Below are 17,263 nucleotides of genomic sequence, written 5' to 3'. Positions count from 1 at the left end.
ATGCGCGAAGTCTTCCAGCAGGAGCTGGCGGAGGTTCAGGACCGGCTGGTCGAGATCGCGGAGCTCGTCGTCCTCTCGATCAAGAACGCGACAGAGGCGTTCAACGAGTCCGACGTGAGCCTCGCCGAAGACGTGATCGCCAACGACCACCGCATCGACGAGCTGACCGTCCTGCTCGATGAGCTCTCCATCCAGATCCTCGCCCGGCAGCAGCCGGTCGCCCGCGACCTCCGCATCGTCGTCAGCGCCCTGCGCATCAGCGCGTCGCTGGAGCGGATGGGCGACATGGCCGAGCACATCGCGCAGCTCGCGCGCTACCGGTTCCCCGACAAGGTCGTGCCCAAGAGCCTGCGCTCGACGTTCTCCGAGATGGGACGCCTCGACGTGCAGATCGCCGAGAAGCTGGCCGAGCTGCTCCGCACGCAGGACATCCGTCTGGCCGACGAGATCCGGAACGACGACGACGACATCGACGAGCTGCACATCAGCGTGTTCGACAAGGTCCTCGGCGAGACGTGGAAGGGCCAGGCCGTCGACACGGTCGACGCGACCCTCGCGTCCCGCTACCACGAGCGCTTCGCGGACCACGCCGTCTCGATCGCCAAGAAGGTCCAGTACCTCGCCACCGGCGACTGGGCCCCCGAACTGGCCTCCTGACCCCGCAGCCGTAGCCGTCGAGCACAGGAAAAATGTCGTCCTCCGTCCGCGAGGGCGACATTTTTCCTGTGCTCGCGGGCTACGGGCGGAGGGGGATGCCCGCGGCGACGTGGCGGCGGGCGTGTGGGGACCGCGCGACGACGGAGAGCGCGGTGAGGAGGGCGTGCTCGCCGGGGTGGAGCCGGCCGCCGCGCTGGTCGGTCGCGTGCGGGCGGTAGCCGTCGCGGATGTGGCGCTGGTCGCGGATCGTGGCGCCCGACGCCTCCAGAGCATCCACCAGGGCCACGTGCAGCGCCTGGAGCGCAACGGAGTCGTGCACGACGGTCACGGGCACCGTCGCGTGCGCACCGAACCGCTCGTGCCCCGCGCCGGTCACCGGGATGGGCGGCACCCGCGGCACCAGCGCAGCCACCGCTTCGGCGTCGAGGTCCGTCTCGAACGGTGGCACGACCGTGATGTGCAGCGGCCAGTCTCCGACGGGGAACTCCTCCGGAAACGCGTCGTCGCCGCGTCCCGGGAGGAACGCGACGACGACGAACGTGCTGGTCGTGGCTACTTCTTGCCCTGTGCGGCGACCGCGGCGGCACCGGCTGCGGCGGCCTCGGGATCGAGGTAGTACGACGGCTCGATCGGAGCGAAGTCCTCGTCGAGCTTGTACACGAGCGGGATGCCCGTCGGGATGTTGAGCCCGGCGATGTCCTCGTCCGAGATGCCGTCGAGGTGCTTGACCAGCGCGCGCAGCGAGTTGCCGTGCGCGGTCACGAGCACCGTCTTACCGGCCGCGAGGTCGCGGGTGATGTCCGACTCCCAGTAGGGCAGCATCCGCGCGATGACATCCTTCAGGCACTCCGTGCGCGGAAGGTCGTCACCGAGCCCCGCGTAGCGCGGGTCGCCGACCTGCGAGAACTCGCTGTCGTCCGGCAACGGCGGGGGCGGGACGTCGAACGACCGACGCCACAGCTGGAACTGCTCCGGCCCGTACTTCTCGAGCGTCTCGGCCTTGTCGAGGCCCTGGAGCGCCCCGTAGTGCCGCTCGTTGAGACGCCAGGAGCGCTCCACCGGGATCCACAGCCGGTCGGCGACATCGAGCGCGTGGTTCGCGGTCTGGATGGCGCGGGTCAGCACCGAGGTGTGCAGCACGTCGGGCTGGAGCCCGGAGTCGCGCAGCAGTTCGCCCGCCCGCTTCGCCTCGGCGACGCCGGTCTCGCTGAGACGCACGTCGACCCAGCCGGTGAACAGGTTCTTCTCGTTCCACTCGCTGCTGCCGTGGCGCAGGAGGATCAGGGTGTAGGGAGCGGCCATGCCTCCAATCTATCGCGTGACGGTGGCACGCCGCCGCGCTGGCAGACTGGAAGGATGGCATCCGGAGCCGTCGGCACGGTCACGCGTGGCACGACGAACACCAACCGGCTGCGGCGCGTGGACAGGTGGATCGCGGCGCTCCCGGAACTCCGGCGCGCCGTCGACCCCCTCGTCGTCGACCTGGGGTACGGCGCGAGCGGCGTGACCGCCCTCGAACTGCACCAGCGTCTGGCGAAGGCGCGCGCCGACGTCGAGGTGCTGGGCCTGGAGATCGAGCCGGGCCGGGTCCGCACGGCTAACGAGCAGCTGGCCCGGGTGCGGGCGGGCGGCACTCCGTTCGACCCGGCCGCGCGCATCGGCTTCGGCCTGGGCGGGTTCGAGGTCCCCCTCCCCGACGGCAGGCAGGCGGCGGTCATCCGCGCGTTCAATGTGCTGCGCCAGTACCGCGAGGTGGATGTCCCCGCCGCCTGGGAGCGGATGCGCTCCCGCCTGCAGCCGGACGGCGTGCTGGTCGAGGGCACCTGCGACGAGATCGGGCGGATCGCCAGCTGGATCGCGCTGGACAGGGACGGCCCGCGGTCGCTCACGATCTCGCTGCGCAGGCGCGGCCTCGCGGCACCCTCCGTCGTCGCGGAACGGTTGCCGAAGGCGCTCATCCACCGCAACATCCCGGGCGAGCGCGTGCACCGGTTCCTCTCCGACCTCGATCGGGAGTGGCGCATCCAATCGCCTCTCGCCGCCTACGGTCCGAGGCAGCGCTGGATCGCGGTGGCCGAGGGGATGCGCGGTGCGGGCTGGCCGGTCCTGGGCGGCCGCAAGCGCTGGCGGCTGGGGGAACTGACGGTCGCGTGGGAGGCCGTCTCGCCGGGCGAGTGACGTGAGTCGCGGGTCGACGCTACTGCCGCGGGGCGCGGGTGACCGCACCCAGCCGCGGGAGCCGCGGAACGTGCGCTTCCGCCCCCGCCTCCGGCGGGACCACGATCTCCTGCGCGGCGGCGACGGCCGTGCCGTCCGCATCCACCGTGAGGGTCGCATCCGGACTCGTCGACCGCTTGACCACGGCCAGGGCGATCGGCCCCAGCTCGTAGTGCAGCGCGACCGACGTGACCGCGCCGACCTCGTGCCCATCGAGCGAGACCGTGGCCCCGGCAACGGGATGCACGCCCTCCGAGCCGTCGAGGTGCAGCATCACCAGCCGGCGCGGCGGATGACCGAGGTTGTGCACCTTGGCGACCGTCTCCTGGCCGCGGTAGCAGCCCTTGCTGAGATGCACGGCCGTTCGCAGCCAGTCCAGTTCGTGCGGGATGGTGCGCTCATCCACCTCGGTCGAGAACCGGGGACGCCACGCAGCGATCCGCAGCGCGTCGGCGGCCAGCGTGCCGGCGACCGCGAGCTCGCCGCTCTGGACGCGGGTGACGAGGGAGGGCAGCGCGTCGCGCGGGACGAGCCGCTCGCTCCACGACCATCCGGCTCCGGGATGCTCGCCCTGCGCGTACTGGTGGCCGCCCTGCGTCACGGCGTGCCACGGGTCGTGCCAGATCAGCGGGATGTCGTTCGGGGCCGCGATGGGCAGCGGCGGATCGCCCAGGGTACCGATCGTCGCCAGGTCGTCGGTGCGGTCTGCGAGCTCGACGCGCAGCATGAAGCGCATCGACTCGAGCCAGGCGAGGAGGCCTGCGGCTTCGGGACGATCGACGAGCATCCACAGCGTGTCTCCGTCGTCCACCAGACGGACGGCGTGCTCGACCCGGCCCGTGACATCCAGCAGCAGGGTCTCGGAGGACTCCCCCGGTCGCAGCCCGGACAGCGACTGACTGGTGAGCGAGTTCAGCCAGGTCAGGCGATCAGGGCCCTGGATGGTGAGCACGGCGCGGTCGGAGAGGTCGACGATCGCGCCGCCCTCGGCCAGGGCGCGCTGTTCGGAGAGGGGGTTGCCGTAGTGCGACGGCACCCCGCTGTCGACGAGGTCGACGGCGGCGGGGAGGTCGAGGAAGGGCGAGCGCGCGGTCATGCGTGCGCCCTCAATCGACTTTGGCAAGGCGAGCCGAAGCGTGCGTGCGCAGCTCGTTTCCGAGCGCGGCGATGTCCCACGCCCAGAGCAGGTGGTTCTCGACCAGTCCGTACAGACGCGTCGCCGCGGTGTACTCCTTGGCCCCTGCCGTGCGGAGCACCGCGTCGGTCGCCAGATCGATCCGCGGACCGGCCACCTGACCGATGTAGAGCTCGCTCACGCCGTCGGGGTGGATGATCGACACGTCGATCTCGAACGCGCCGTTCGAGGTCCGCAGCGCCTCCACCGACTGCGCGGTGCTGAAGGGGCGGCTGCCGGTGCCGGGAAGCATGGCGGGGCCCGCGTCGCCCTCGACGAGCTTGCGGTGCAGCCTCCAGTAGCCGGTCTCGGCCGCGAGCGGGGTGCGCTCGTCGTCGAGGACCCAGGAGGTAGCCGAGTAGTTCAGGTACCCCAGCCCGTCATGGCTGAAGCTGATGCGCTGACCGAACTCGAGCTGCGTGTGGTCGTCGTCGACGGCGTAGTCGAGGACGCCGGTGCCCTCCCAGATGCCGATCAGCCAGGACAGGGGAACCAGCTCGGCGGGAAGGTCGGTGGGGATCTCGATCATGATCCGCGCTCAGCCGTCCGGTCGCTCAGCGCTGACCGCGGAACAGGTTGTAGACCACGAGTCCGGAGACGCCGAGGATCGCGAGTGTTGCCAGGCCCAGAAGGCCGACGAAGAAGAGTTCGAGAGCGACCAGCATGCGACCAGTCTAACCAGCAGGCGCCGACATTCGGGAGCGGAGGGCTCAGGCCGCCCCGGAGGCGAGGGCCAGGATGGCGCCGATCAGCCCGAGCACGACGAAGCTGCCCGCGAGGGTGGCGGCGAGCCGGTTGACGAAACCGTCCTTCTGCTGCGTCGCCAGCTGCGCGACGAAGCCGAGAAGAGCACAGACGGCGAGCGCGAGCGAGAGCCACGACGCGTACTCCGCGGGCCGGGAGAGCACTCCGATGAGGATGCCGAGCACGAGCGCGACGAGCCAGACCGATCCGATGCTCACGACGCTCACCCAGCGCGGGAGCGGTGGCTGCACGGGGCCTGCGGCCGCAGCGGGGCCCAGCGCGTGCGGTAGGGGGTTCTCCGGGATCTCGGTCACGTTCCCATTGTGCCCCGGAGCGGCCCGCCTCTGCCTGCCCGGAAGGACGTCCGCCCGTTTCCGGTAGCATTGCGACACAGACGCACGAGGAGGAATGAGTGGCGCAACTTCTGATCCTCACGTCTGCGCCGACTTCTTCCGCGTCCAGCACCACCGGGGCGATCAGCACCTCTGCAGCCGACTCGGGCGGTCCTGGCGCCGACGTCCTGCCGGCTCTCGCGCTCCTGAGCCACCGCGTCCGTCAGATCCCGGCGGAACCCGCTGCCCTGGTCAATGCTCCCAGCTGCGATCTGATCTTCGTGGATGCGCGGCGCGACCTGGCGAGCGCGAAATCGCTCTGCAAGATCCTCACCACCACCGGCGTCACCGTCCCGCTGCTGCTCGTCCTGACCGAGGGCGGGCTGACCGCCGTGAGCGCCGACTGGGGCGTCAGCGATGTGGTCCTCGACTCCGCCGGACCGGCCGAGGTGGATGCGCGCATCCGGCTCGCCATCGGCCGGCAGACGCAGGAGCACTCGCAGACGAAGATCCAGGCCTCCGGCGTCACCATCGACGAGGCCAGCTACTCGGCCAAGGCCCACGGCCGGCAGCTCGATCTGACGTTCAAGGAGTTCGAGCTGCTCCGGTTCTTCGCGACGCACCCCTCGCGCGTGTTCACGCGGGAGCAGCTGCTCAGCGAGGTGTGGGGCTACGACTACTTCGGCGGGACGCGCACGGTCGACGTCCACGTCCGCCGGCTGCGCGCGAAGCTCGGCGACCTCGAGTCACTGATCGGGACCGTGCGCAACGTCGGCTACCGCTTCAACGTGTACGAGGAGGAGAACGACCGTCTGCCTACGACGGTTCGTTCCTGATCCCGACCGGTCGAGGTGCGCCCGCCCATCCACAGGCAGCGTTTATCCACCGTTTACGTGGCACCGGCCCGGGCGCTTGCCCGCGGTGCCATGATGGGGGAATGGACGAGCGCACCACTCTGGAGAACGGCCTTTTCGACACAGGGCTGGGCGGCAGCCTGGGCAGCGACTTCGACGACGACTTCGCTCCCTTCATCTACGAGCCGGACCCGACGCTGCCCGAGAACCGCTACCTCGACCGCGAGCTGAGCTGGCTCGCGTTCAACCAGCGGGTGCTCGAACTGGCGGAAGACCCGCTGCTCCCCGTGCTCGAGCGGGCGAACTTCCTCGCGATCTTCGCGAGCAACCTCGACGAGTTCTTCATGGTGCGCGTCGCCGGCCTCAAGCGCCGCATCGCGACCGGTCTCGCGGTCCCGACCAACGTGGGGCGCGCCCCGCAGGAGGTCCTCGCCGACATCTCCGAGAAGGCGCATGAGCTGCAGCTGCGCCACGCCCGCGCCTACCACGACCTCGTGCGCCCCGAGCTCGACGCCGCGGGCATCACGGTCGCCACCTGGGGCGATCTCGATGAGGCCGACCGGGCGCAGATGCGCGAGGTGTTCTCCCAGCAGATCTTCCCGGTGCTGATGCCTCTCGCCGTCGACCCGGCGCACCCCTTCCCCTACATCTCGGGGCTGTCGCTCAATCTCTCGGTGCGGGTCCGCAACTCGCGCACCGGCAAGGAGCAGTTCGCCCGCCTCAAGGTGCCGCAGATGCTTCCGCGGTTCGTGCGCATCGATCAGCGCGAGGGCCTGGGCCAGGTCCGGTTCATCATGCTCGAAGACCTCATCGCGAACCACCTCGGCGACCTCTTCCCCGGCATGGAGATCCTCGAGCACCACGTCTTCCGCATCACCCGCAACGAAGACGTCGAGATCGACGAGGACGAGACCGAGAACCTCATCCAGGCGCTCGAGCGCGAGCTGCTGCGCCGACGCTTCGGCCCGCCGATCCGCCTCGAGGTCACCGACGACATGGACCCGGTGACCCTTGGCCTCCTGGTCCGGGAGCTCGACGTGACCGAGCAGGAGGTCTACCGCCTTCCCGCCCCACTCGACCTCGGCGGGCTCTTCGACCTGGCCAAGATCGACCGGCCCGACCTGCACTACCCCAACCACGTGCCGACGACGCCGGCGCAGCTGATGCCGAGCGAGCCGAACGCCAAGCCCGACATCTTCGCCGCCATCTCGCGTCAAGACGTGCTCGTGCACCACCCGTACGAATCGTTCGCGACCAGTGTGCAGGCCTTCCTGGAGCAGGCGGCGGCCGACCCGCACGTCCTCGCCATCAAGCAGACGCTGTACCGCACCTCGGGTGACAGCCCGATCGTCGAAGCGCTGATCGACGCTGCCGAGGCCGGAAAGCAGGTCCTGGCGCTGGTCGAGATCAAGGCGCGCTTCGACGAGCAGAACAACATCTCCTGGGCCCGCAAGCTCGAGAAGGCCGGCGTCCATGTCGTCTACGGCCTGGTCGGGCTGAAGACGCACTGCAAGCTCGCCCTCGTCATCCGTGAGGAGAAGGGCGTCCTGAAGAGCTACAGCCACATCGGTACCGGCAACTACAACCCCAAGACGTCCCGCATCTACGAAGACCTGGGACTCTTCACCGACGACGACCAGGTGGGCAAAGACCTCACCCGGCTCTTCAACGAGCTCTCCGGATACGCCATCGAGAAGAAGTTCAAGCGACTGCTCGTCGCGCCGCTGCACCTCCGCAAGGGTCTGCTCAAGCGCATCGACGCCGAGCGTGCGAACGCCGAGGCCGGGCGCCCGTCCGGCATCCGGATCAAGCTCAACTCGATCGTCGACGAGGCCATCATCGACGCGCTCTACCGTGCCAGCCAGGCCGGCGTGCGCGTCGACCTCTGGGTGCGCGGCATCTGCGGGGTCGTGCCGGGCCGCGAAGGCCTTTCCGAGAACATCCGCGTCCGATCCGTCCTCGGGCGCTACCTTGAGCACTCCCGCGTCTTCGCGTTCGTGAACGGCGGCGATCCGCAGGTCTACATCGGCAGCGCCGACATGATGCACCGCAACCTCGACCGGCGCGTCGAAGCGCTGGTCCGTCTCACCGACCCGGAGCACCTGCGCGAGCTGGAAGACCTCTTCGACCTGGCATTCGACGAGCGCACCGCGACGTGGAGGCTCGATCAGGACGGCGTGTGGACGCGTCATCACCTCGACGCGGACGGCAAGCCGCTGGTCGACCTGCAGAACAAGCTCATCCAGCAGTACAGCCACCGCCCACGCAGCACCCGTACGGGAACGAGGCGGTGAGCCCGGCCATCTACGCCGCGGGCGCCCTGTGCTGGCGGGTCGTGGACGACCGGATCGTGCTGCTCGTCGTGCATCGCACGAAGTACGGCGACGTCACCATTCCCAAGGGCAAGGTCGACCCCGGTGAGACCCTGCCGCAGACCGCCGTCCGCGAGATCCAGGAGGAGACCGGACTGCAGATCGCCCTCGGTGTTCCCCTGGGCGTCTCGACGTATCCGCTGAGCAGCGGGCGCGACAAGATCGTCCACTACTGGGCCGCCGAGGTGAGCGAGAAGGCGATCGCGCAGTCCACCTTCGTCCCGAACGGCGAGATCGCCGCGATCGAGTGGGTCACCATCAAGAAGGCCCGCAGCTACCTGACCTACGAACGCGACGTCGAGATCCTCGACGCCTTCGACGCGCTCGTGCAGCAGGGCATCACCTCCACGTTCGCCCTGATCGCCCTCCGGCACGGCAAGGCGGCCCCGCGCGATCACTGGGAGGGGTCCGACGCCTCGCGACCGCTCACCGAGCGGGGCGTCAAGCAGGCGGCCGCCGACGTGGCGACCATTGTGGCCTGGAGGCCGAAGCGGATCGTCACGAGCGATGCCGTCCGCTGCGTCACCACGGTTGCCCCGCTCGCCGCGGCGACGGGCATCAAGCCCCAACGCGACCACGGCATCAGCCAGGAGGCGTACGAAGAGGGCCGGCCGGAGGTGCGGCGGGTCGTCGGCAAGCGCGTCCGATCGCGCAAGACGGCGGTGCTCTGCAGCCACGGCCCGGTGCTTCCCGAGATCATGCGGGAGATCGCCCTAGCGACCGGAACGATGCCCGGCGCCTACCTGAACGACGCCGCCGACCTCGACACCGGCGGCTTCTCGGTGGTGCACCTCTCGGCCACCAATCCGGCCTCCGGGATCGTCTCGATCGAGACGTACGCCCCCGTCGAGGACTGACGACAGCCGCGGATTCATAGGGCCGCGAGGCCAAGAGCACACCCCGCGTTAACCTTCCGTTTACCGCTGCGGGGGACTCTGGACAGACACCGGGAATAGCGTCTCACGCGGGTCGCACCGACCCCGTCCTGTTGTTACTGATCCCCGAAGGGACAACTGTGAACCTCAAGCGCATCGCCGCTCCCGTGGCTCTGCTTGCCGCCGCCGCCATCTCTCTCACCGCGTGTGCGGCGAACGAGGGCAGCACCCCGTCCACCACGACGGCCAAAGCCTCCAACCTGACCGGCACCCTCAACGGCATCGGCTCGTCGGCGCAGGGCGCCGCGCAGACCGTCTGGGCCGCCGGCTTCCAGCAGGCCAACCCGAAGGCCACCATCAACTACGACCCGCAGGGCTCCGGCGCCGGCCGCAAGAGCTTCATCGCGGGTGCCGCCGACTTCGCGGGCTCCGACGCCGCGCTCAAGGACGAGGAGCTCGCCTCCACGTTCGCCGGGTGCGCCGCGGGCAGCAAGGGCATCGACCTCCCCGTCTACATCTCCCCGATCGCCATCGCGTACAACGTGGACGGCGTGAAGGACCTCAAGCTCGACGCGGCGACCATCGCCGGCATCTTCTCGGGCAAGATCACCACGTGGGACGACGCCAAGATCAAGGACCAGAACTCGGGCGCAACCCTCCCGTCGGCTCCGATCACCGTCGTGCACCGCTCCGACGACTCGGGCACCACCCAGAACTTCACCGAGTACCTCGCGGCGAACGCCCCCGACGTCTGGACGGCCCCGGCCGCTCAGACCTTCCCGTTCCAGGTCGGTGACGCAGCCAAGGGCACCTCCGGTGTCGCGGACGCCACCAAGAACGCGAAGAACTCCATCACTTACATCGACGAGTCGGGCTCGGCGGGCCTCAGCATCGCCCAGCTGAAGGTCGGCAGCACCTACGAGAAGATCAGCGCAGACGGCGCTGCCTCCGTGGTCTCCGCCTCCCCCATCGCCGACGGCCGCGAGGCCAACGACCTGGCCATCAAGATCGACCGCAAGGACACCTCGAAGGGCGCCTGGCCGCTCGTCCTGGTCTCCTACGTGATCGCGTGCCAGGAGTACAAGGACGCTGCCAAGGCGGACCTGGTGAAGGGTTACGTCGACTACATCATCTCCAGCGACGCCCAGAAGGCCGCCGCGGAGCAGGCCGGCTCGGCCCCGCTGTCGAGCGACCTCGCTGACAAGGTCTCCAAGGCCACCGCCAGCATCAAGTAACGCTCCACCCGCTCGGCCTGGGCTGCCCCGCAGTCCGGGCCGAGCGGCGCTCCCACCTCAGCCGCCCGTCACCGGGCGCACCCGATGAGAGAAAGCAAGCAATGACCGCCGGAACCGTAGGAGCCATCAGGCCCAAGGCTAAGGTCCGCCTCGGCGACCGCGTCTTCTCGACCAGCACCCTCGTCGCGGGATCCCTGATCCTCGCGACGCTCGCCGCCGTCGCGCTCTTCCTCATCATCCAGAGCATCCCGGCCCTGTTCGCTCACGCCGGCCAGCTGCCCAACAACGCGACCAACTTCTGGTCCTGGGTCTGGCCGCTGGTGTTCGGCACGATCTGGGCCGCCATCATCGCGCTGCTGATCGCGACACCGCTGTCCATCGGCATCGCCCTCTTCATCTCGCACTACGCACCGCGCCGTGTCGCGTCGGTGCTCGGCTACATCATCGACCTGCTGGCCGCTGTCCCGTCCGTCGTCTTCGGCCTCTGGGGCATCGCGACGCTGGCTTCCTTCGTACAGCCGTTCTACGCCTGGCTCGGCGCGAACCTCGGCTGGATCCCGCTCTTCGCGCCGCCGGTCTCCGGCACCGGCCGCACCATCCTCACCGCCGGCCTCGTGCTCGCAGTCATGGTCATCCCGATCATGACCGCCATCTGCCGCGAGATCTTCCTGCAGACCCCGCGCCTGCACGAGGAGGCGGCGCTCGCGCTCGGCGCGACCCGGTGGGAGATGGTCAAGATGGCCGTCCTCCCCTTCGCCCGCAGCGGGATCGTGTCCGCGATCATGCTGGGACTCGGCCGGGCGCTCGGCGAGACCCTCGCGATCGCGATGGTGCTCTCCCCCGCTCTGATCGTGAAGTTCGCCGTGCTGCAGGCGCAGAGCCCGAACACGATCGCGGCGAACATCGCCCTCCAGTTCCCGGAGGCGACCGGCATCGGGGTCAACGCGCTCATCGCGTCCGGCCTCGTGCTGTTCGTGGTCACCCTGCTGATCAACGTGCTCGCCCGCTACATCGTCAACCGCCGCAAGGCCTTCTCTGGAGCGAACTGATGGCCACCACGACTGCCGCCGCCACCGCCCCGCGTCCGCTCGTCAACTCGTACACGGCGGGCAAGCTGCCGCGCTGGACACCCTGGACGATGCTCGTCGCCTCCTGGGTCGTCTTCGGCGCCATCTTCGCCATCCTCGCCGCCAGCGGCACGACGAAGGACTTCAACATCGTCGGCGCCATCTTCTTCGGAACGGTGTTCTTCGACGTCGCGATCTACACGACCTCGCTGCTCGTCGAGGGCTCGCGGAAGGCGATGGACCGGCTGGTCACCTCGCTCGTCGCGACGGCGTTCGTCATCGCGCTGCTCCCGCTGATCTCGCTCGCCTGGACGGTCGTCGCACAGGGACTCGCCCGGTTCGACATCGCGTTCTTCTCCGAGTCGATGCGCAACGTCATCGGCGATGGCGGCGGTGCGCTCCACGCGATCGTCGGCACCCTGGAGATCACGCTGATGGCGGCCGTGATCTCCGTGCCGATCGGCCTCCTGACCTCGATCTACCTGGTCGAGTACGGGCGCGGGATGCTCGCGCGCGGCATCACCTTCTTCGTCGACGTGATGACGGGCATCCCGTCGATCGTCGCCGGCCTGTTCGCGTATGCACTCTTCGCGCTGTTCTTCGGCCCCGGCATCCGTAACGGCTTCATGGGCGCCGTCGCCCTGTCCGTGCTGATGATCCCGGTGGTGGTGCGCTCGAGCGAGGAAATCCTCCGGATCGTCCCGAACGAGCTGCGTGAGGCGTCGCTCGCCCTCGGCGTTCCCAAGTGGCTGACCGTGATCAAGGTGGTGTTGCCGACCTCCGTCGCCGGGCTGGTGACGGGCGTCATGCTCGCGATCGCCCGCGTCATCGGCGAGACGGCTCCGCTGCTCATCGTGGCCGGCTTCACCACCAGCATGAACTACGACCTCTTCAACGACCGGATGATGGCGCTGCCCGTCTTCGTCTACACGCAGTACACGCAGGCGGCCGGTCTTCACGCGCAGGCCTCCATCGACCGCGCGTGGACGGGCGCGCTCGCCCTGATCATCATCGTGATGCTGCTCAACCTGATCGGCCGCATCGTGGCCAAGGTCTTCGCCCCCAAGTACGGCCGCTGACCCCCGGCCCATCCGACAAGCAAGGAAAAAAGTGTCCAAGCGCATCGAAGTCAACGACCTCAACGTCTACTACGGCAACTTCCGCGCCGTCGAAGGCGTGTCGCTCACCATCGAGCCCCGCACCGTCACCGCGTTCATCGGCCCGTCGGGCTGCGGCAAGTCGACGTTCCTCCGCACCCTCAACCGCATGCACGAGGTCATCCCCGGCGCGTACGTCGAGGGCGAGGTGCTGATCGACGGCAACAACCTGTACGGCACCGGCGTCGACCCGGTTCTCGTTCGCCGCCAGGTCGGGATGGTGTTCCAGCGTCCCAACCCGTTCCCGACCATGAGCATCCGGGACAACGTCCTCGCCGGCGTGAAGCTGAACAACCGTCGCATGTCGAAGAGCGAGGCCGACGAACTCGTCGAGAAGTCCCTCCAGGGCGCCAACCTGTGGAACGAGGTGAAGGACCGCCTGGCGCTGCCCGGCTCCGGCCTGTCCGGCGGCCAGCAGCAGCGTCTGTGCATCGCACGCGCGATCGCCGTATCGCCCGACGTCCTGCTGATGGACGAGCCGTGCTCGGCGCTCGACCCGATCTCCACTCTCGCGATCGAGGACCTCATCGAGGAGCTCAAGAACGAGTACACGATCGTGATCGTCACCCACAACATGCAGCAGGCGTCGCGCGTCTCGGACCGCACCGCCTTCTTCAACATCGCGGGCACCGGCAAGCCGGGCAAGCTCATCGAGTACAGCGACACGAACCAGATCTTCTCCAACCCCACCGTGCAGGCCACCGAGGACTACGTCTCCGGCCGCTTCGGCTGACCCGTCTCCTCCCCCGGTGGTCCAGCCGCCGAGCACAGGAAAAATGCCGCTCCAGGCTCGCTGGGGCGGCATTTTTCCTGTGCTCGCGGGCTACCCGAGGCGGGCTAGGACGAGATGGCGACGATGGGGGGTGTGGTGGGTTTGGTGGAGCCGCCGCGGGGCTCCACCGTGACGCCGACGGTGTCGCCCGCGGCCATCTCGCCGGCGAGGACGCGCCACGTCGAACCGGAGTTCGCGGGCTCCATGGTGCCGGCGGGAACCGCCTGACCGTCGCGGATGTACCAGAGCTCGTAGGTCTTGCTGTCGGGCAGCTGCGGGAGGTCGTTGGCGACGAGGGCCGAGCGGCCCAGCTCGCCGGACCAGACGAGGGTCGCCGTGCCGCCTCCCTCGACCTTCGCGGTCGCGTGCTGCACGTCTGCCGCCGCGTTGATCTGCGCGAGGGCGGAGGCCTGCTGCGACGTGAAGCCGTTGTTTCCGGACAGGGCCGAGCCGACGAAGGCTCCCCCGATGAACAGCACGACGGCGGCGGCCGCAGCGCCGAGGAGCAGGGCCGGACGCTGGAACCAACGGCGCTGCGCGGCCCGTTCGGCAGGGCCGGGGACGGGCGCGGCTGCGAGTGCGACGGGGGCGACCGCCGGCTCCACGTCATCCCGAGCCACCGCATCCTGAGCGGGCAGTTGCGGAGTCGTCGCCAGCTTCGCGAACAGCGCGGCCTTCAGCTCGGGTCGCGGCTCAACGGGTTCCACGGCGAGGGCGAACTCGGCAGCGACGTCCTCGAACGCGCGGGCCTCGCCCTCGTCCTCGGCGCCCAGGCGGTAGCCCAGACGCTCGTCGCGGCCCTTCTCGTCGGTCATGTCGTCACCCCCAGTTCCTGTCGCAGCCGTATCATCGCATCGCGCAGCCGAGTCTTTGCTGTACCAAGTGGGATGCCGAGCTCAGCCGCCACCTCCGACTGGCTGAGGCCGCCGTAGTAGGCCAGGGTGACGGCCTCGCGCTGCGGCTTGCTCAGCTTCGCCATCGCCACCCCCACCCTCTCGTGCTCCACTCGGACTTCGACCGTCTCGGCCACCTGGTCGTACGCGGTCGGCAGGTCACGGATGCCCACGGCCGTGTCGCGGTCCCGCGACGCCTGTGAGGCGCGGATGCGATCCACGGCACGCCGGTGGGCCATGGTCATGATCCACGTCTGCGCTCGACCCTTATTCGGATCGAACCGGGCAGCGGATTGCCACGTTTCCAGGTAGACCTCTTGGGCCACCTCCTCCGACTGCGCGGAGTCGATCAGGAGCCGGCGGATGAGGCCAAGCACGCGCGGTGCCGTGGCGTCGTAGAAGCGGGAGAAGGCGTCCTGGTCCCCGGAGGCAGTCCTGACGAGGAGCGCGTCAAGATCGACCTCAAGGGCGTCCTCCACGTCGTCTCCGCTCATCCCTGCTGCCCGGCGCTCCGGACATGCTGCGCTTGACAGAGTAGTGCCGGGCCGCAGAACGCCTCTCGGCGCGAGGCCGCTCGAAGCGGCTAGTTTTGGAGCCCGGGGTTACTGCGGCCCGGCGACATCCAGTGTACAGGAGGCTCTGCGCCAGCCGACGGGCGTGGCGTTCGCAGCGGGAGAACGCGAATCCATGGCAGGGGATTGACGTGGTCGGATGCGGGGATCTCGGCGAACGGAGGCGCGGTCCGCGGTCGCGCGGTCGCGCGTTCGTCCGGTCTCAGTCGAGCGAGTCGGACCGCCACAGGCGCGCGCATGCCGCCAGCTCTTCGGCGGTGCGGGTGAAACGCAGCGCGCGGGTGGTCAGTTCGCTCGCACGCTCGGGGTCGAGGATGTCGCGATCGTCGGCGACGGACGCCGCGCCCGCCGCCGCCACACGACAGAAAGCGGCCGCCCGGTCGAGCGCGACGGCGAAGTCGCCCTCGAACAGCCCCCGCAGGATGCGGTCGGCGAGTTCGGTGATCTCGGCGGGTCCCGCGGGCGTCGGCGCCCCAGCGATGACCGGGTCGATCGACGGAAGCACCTCGGTGCCCCGCTGGTACAGATAGGCGGTGCCCTCCGCGTCCTGCCGGATCAGCAGCCGCAGCAGATAGATGCGCCAGAGCGCGCCCGGCAGGCTCTTGGCGTTCGACCGGGACCACAGCTCGGCGAGCGCGTCGATACCGTGCTCGTCGGTGAACGCGATCAGGCGATTCACGACCTCGGGTTCGGGGTTCTCGCGCACCCGCGCCAGCAGCGCTCGCGCGGTCTCGTGGGCGACCCGGCTGATCTGCGCGGGATCCTCGCCCCCCATGAAGGCCTCGAACATGCCACTGGTGAACAGGGCGGGCTTGTGGAAGCGATCCGACATCCCCCTATTCTCCCCCTGCGACCCGACCACCTGAATCCACGCTAGATTGGAGTCGAGGGCCTGTAGCTCAGTTGGCAGAGCATCGGACTTTTAATCCGCGGGTCGTGGGTTCGAGCCCCACCGGGCCCACCCTAATATTTCGGTAACTGTGACGATCAGCCGTTTCGAGATGAGGCGCCGTGAGCACATCGGATGGGTCAACCGGTGTCGACAAGCGGGTTCGCGTCGCGGAGAAGCGAGCCTGGCGATCCCTTCTCATCACTCTGGGCGCCTTTTCACTCGTCATCGCGGTTCAAGAGCTATTGCCCCAGATCCACTTCCTCTGGCTGACCGCACCGGTCGCAGGGGTCGGCGGCGCAATCACTGGCGGATTCTTCGTGCAGCGATGGAGCATTGAGAACGCGGCCAAGTATCCCGAGCCATCGTCAGACCAGGAGTCCCCAGGAACCGGCTCGCACCATTGACTCGGGCGACGCCGGCGATCTTCAGGGTTGGGCGGTCTCCGGTCGCCGCCGAGTGCGCTGACCGTGACTCCAACCGTCGATCCGCTCCGATCGGGAGAGTCGCTACTCATCGAGCACCCCGAGCTGGTCAAGTGAGTACATAGCCTCCGCCCGCACGTCAAGATCCGGATCCAGGTTTGCCGTCTCCTGCAACGCTTCGATGACACGAGGATCCGGTCCGAACTTGTACATGCTCATCGCGACCATGAACCGCACATCAGCGCTGATGTCATTCTTCAAGACGCTGAGAAGGGTGGGAAGTGTGGCCTCATCCGAAATGGCCCGAGCGACAAGCCGGTCCACCACTCGGCGCCTGACACCGGCCCGCCCATGGAACATCCCTCCTTGGAGCTCCGCAGCGGAATGAAGAGCATCGGCAACAGCGGCGTCCGCTCGGTTCTGCGCTTCTTCCTCCGGCGCGATGTCGTGCACGATCGGAATCGGCCCGACCGGCCCGATCCACACGCTCCGATTTTCGGAATCACTCACAGAGGGAAGCTACACCGTGGCCCGACGGAGATGCGCGCAAGCGGCAGGCACTCTATGTGGACTCCTCGCCGCTCCTGACTGCTCATCCAAGGTGGGCCCGGTCCGTCTCTCGCGACGTGGCCCTGCCGTCCCCGTCAGTCCCGGCGTAATCTGTGCGCCGTGAACCCGCGAGCACCTGCCGGCACCAGTTCCGACGTGAGAGGTGCTCGAGCGGGGGTCGTCACGTTCACGTGCATCGCGTTCGCCGCAGGTGCAGCGCTTCTTCTGTGGGGCTGGTCGGCGGCAATGGCGGGCATGCACACGGCGCACGTGTTGCTGATGTTCGGGGCCGTCATAGTGGCGATGGCATCTTCTGTTGTGTCGCCCTCGCGAAAGATCCGTCCCGCGGCGAGCGCGGGGCGCCTCGCCCTGGGCGCGTGGCCACGACTCATACCCTCGCTTTCGACTTCGTGAAGAGTTCAATTTCGAAGTCGGCGATCAAGAGCGGCACTTGGTCCGGATCGAGAAGACGCGCCCGC

The 17,263-nt window shown here is 68.7% G+C and carries 19 protein-coding genes and 1 tRNA gene; 11 read left to right on the top strand and 9 right to left on the bottom strand.

The window, feature by feature from the left end; translation table 11 throughout:
- Window positions 1-657 (top strand): phosphate signaling complex protein PhoU, encoded by a 657-nt coding sequence (gene phoU / locus P3F85_RS03220; protein WP_374009816.1) that lies wholly within the window; start codon window positions 1-3, stop codon window positions 655-657.
- 79 nt (window positions 658-736) lie between these two features.
- On the opposite strand, the gene P3F85_RS03215 is transcribed toward phoU, so the two are convergent.
- Together P3F85_RS03215 and P3F85_RS03210 are read right to left on the bottom strand one after the other, a co-directional pair.
- Window positions 737-1,105, bottom strand: a complete 369-nt coding sequence (locus tag P3F85_RS03215) for a hypothetical protein (protein ID WP_374009815.1) — start codon at window positions 1,103-1,105, stop codon at window positions 737-739.
- Window positions 1,106-1,209: 104 nt separating this feature from the next.
- Complete coding sequence (locus P3F85_RS03210) at window positions 1,210-1,959, bottom strand: phosphoglyceromutase (protein ID WP_374009814.1); 750 nt, start codon at window positions 1,957-1,959, stop codon at window positions 1,210-1,212.
- 54 nt (window positions 1,960-2,013) lie between these two features.
- Between P3F85_RS03210 and P3F85_RS03205 the strand changes: the two genes are divergently transcribed.
- A complete protein-coding gene (locus P3F85_RS03205) occupies window positions 2,014-2,835 on the top strand; it encodes a class I SAM-dependent methyltransferase (protein ID WP_374009813.1) in 822 nt (273 codons plus the stop codon).
- Window positions 2,836-2,854: 19 nt separating this feature from the next.
- Here the strand turns inward: P3F85_RS03205 and P3F85_RS03200 are convergent, their stop codons facing one another.
- The 3 genes from P3F85_RS03200 to P3F85_RS03190 all read right to left on the bottom strand — a co-directional run bounded on the left by P3F85_RS03200 (window position 2,855) and on the right by P3F85_RS03190 (window position 5,106).
- The gene (locus tag P3F85_RS03200; RefSeq protein ID WP_374009812.1) at window positions 2,855-3,970 is read right to left on the bottom strand and encodes a folate-binding protein YgfZ; all 1,116 of its coding nucleotides are present in this window, start codon (window positions 3,968-3,970) and stop codon (window positions 2,855-2,857) included.
- Window positions 3,971-3,980: 10 nt separating this feature from the next.
- Window positions 3,981-4,577: an FABP family protein gene (locus P3F85_RS03195; RefSeq protein WP_374009811.1), complete on the bottom strand. Its 597-nt coding sequence runs from the start codon at window positions 4,575-4,577 to the stop codon at window positions 3,981-3,983.
- A 181-nt stretch (window positions 4,578-4,758) separates the two neighbouring features.
- Complete coding sequence (locus P3F85_RS03190) at window positions 4,759-5,106, bottom strand: hypothetical protein (protein WP_374009810.1); 348 nt, start codon at window positions 5,104-5,106, stop codon at window positions 4,759-4,761.
- Window positions 5,107-5,204: 98 nt separating this feature from the next.
- Here P3F85_RS03190 and P3F85_RS03185 point away from each other — a divergent pair, with 98 nt between their 5' ends.
- From P3F85_RS03185 to pstB, 7 genes are all read left to right on the top strand, one after another.
- Window positions 5,205-5,960 (top strand): DNA-binding response regulator, encoded by a 756-nt coding sequence (locus tag P3F85_RS03185; protein ID WP_374009809.1) that lies wholly within the window; start codon window positions 5,205-5,207, stop codon window positions 5,958-5,960.
- Between the two features lie 101 nt (window positions 5,961-6,061).
- A complete protein-coding gene (locus tag P3F85_RS03180; protein ID WP_374009808.1) occupies window positions 6,062-8,272 on the top strand; it encodes an RNA degradosome polyphosphate kinase in 2,211 nt (736 codons plus the stop codon).
- Entirely contained in the window at window positions 8,269-9,207 is a 939-nt protein-coding gene (locus tag P3F85_RS03175) for an NUDIX domain-containing protein (protein WP_374009807.1), read from the top strand. The genes P3F85_RS03180 and P3F85_RS03175 overlap by 4 nt, the downstream gene beginning before the upstream one ends.
- Before the next feature lie 158 nt (window positions 9,208-9,365).
- Window positions 9,366-10,460 (top strand): phosphate ABC transporter substrate-binding protein PstS, encoded by a 1,095-nt coding sequence (gene pstS / locus P3F85_RS03170; RefSeq protein WP_374009806.1) that lies wholly within the window; start codon window positions 9,366-9,368, stop codon window positions 10,458-10,460.
- A 101-nt stretch (window positions 10,461-10,561) separates the two neighbouring features.
- Window positions 10,562-11,509 (top strand): phosphate ABC transporter permease subunit PstC, encoded by a 948-nt coding sequence (gene pstC, locus P3F85_RS03165; protein ID WP_374009805.1) that lies wholly within the window; start codon window positions 10,562-10,564, stop codon window positions 11,507-11,509.
- Window positions 11,509-12,606: a phosphate ABC transporter permease PstA gene (gene pstA, locus P3F85_RS03160; protein WP_374009804.1), complete on the top strand. Its 1,098-nt coding sequence runs from the start codon at window positions 11,509-11,511 to the stop codon at window positions 12,604-12,606. Before pstC ends, pstA begins: the two co-directional genes overlap by 1 nt.
- A gap of 31 nt (window positions 12,607-12,637) precedes the next feature.
- Complete coding sequence (pstB, locus tag P3F85_RS03155) at window positions 12,638-13,417, top strand: phosphate ABC transporter ATP-binding protein PstB (RefSeq protein ID WP_374009803.1); 780 nt, start codon at window positions 12,638-12,640, stop codon at window positions 13,415-13,417.
- 104 nt (window positions 13,418-13,521) lie between these two features.
- Here pstB and P3F85_RS03150 read toward each other — a convergent pair whose 3' ends face one another.
- The 3 genes from P3F85_RS03150 to P3F85_RS03140 all read right to left on the bottom strand — a co-directional run bounded on the left by P3F85_RS03150 (window position 13,522) and on the right by P3F85_RS03140 (window position 15,753).
- Window positions 13,522-14,271 (bottom strand): anti-sigma factor domain-containing protein, encoded by a 750-nt coding sequence (locus P3F85_RS03150; protein WP_374009802.1) that lies wholly within the window; start codon window positions 14,269-14,271, stop codon window positions 13,522-13,524.
- Window positions 14,268-14,843: an ECF RNA polymerase sigma factor SigK gene (gene sigK / locus P3F85_RS03145; RefSeq protein WP_374009801.1), complete on the bottom strand. Its 576-nt coding sequence runs from the start codon at window positions 14,841-14,843 to the stop codon at window positions 14,268-14,270. The genes P3F85_RS03150 and sigK overlap by 4 nt, the downstream gene beginning before the upstream one ends.
- A gap of 280 nt (window positions 14,844-15,123) precedes the next feature.
- Window positions 15,124-15,753, bottom strand: a complete 630-nt coding sequence (locus P3F85_RS03140; protein ID WP_374009800.1) for a DNA-directed RNA polymerase subunit beta — start codon at window positions 15,751-15,753, stop codon at window positions 15,124-15,126.
- Window positions 15,754-15,809: 56 nt separating this feature from the next.
- On the opposite strand from P3F85_RS03140, the gene P3F85_RS03135 reads away from it, so the two are divergent.
- Both P3F85_RS03135 and P3F85_RS03130 read left to right on the top strand, forming a co-directional pair.
- Window positions 15,810-15,882 (top strand) — tRNA-Lys (locus P3F85_RS03135).
- Window positions 15,883-15,932: 50 nt separating this feature from the next.
- Window positions 15,933-16,217 (top strand): hypothetical protein, encoded by a 285-nt coding sequence (locus tag P3F85_RS03130; RefSeq protein ID WP_374009799.1) that lies wholly within the window; start codon window positions 15,933-15,935, stop codon window positions 16,215-16,217.
- Window positions 16,218-16,319: 102 nt separating this feature from the next.
- On the opposite strand, the gene P3F85_RS03125 is transcribed toward P3F85_RS03130, so the two are convergent.
- On the bottom strand, window positions 16,320-16,745 hold the full coding sequence (locus P3F85_RS03125; protein WP_374009798.1) for a HEAT repeat domain-containing protein: 426 nt from the start codon (window positions 16,743-16,745) through the stop codon (window positions 16,320-16,322).
- Window positions 16,746-17,263: the final 518 nt, after the last annotated feature.

Origin of the sequence: Leifsonia sp. T36S-04 (assembly GCF_042465655.1) — a bacterium.
In the GTDB taxonomy this organism is placed as follows: Bacteria; Actinomycetota; Actinomycetes; order Actinomycetales; family Microbacteriaceae; genus Leifsonia.
Note: the sequence above shows the minus strand (reverse complement) of the source record. Positions and strands in the feature narration are given on the sequence as shown.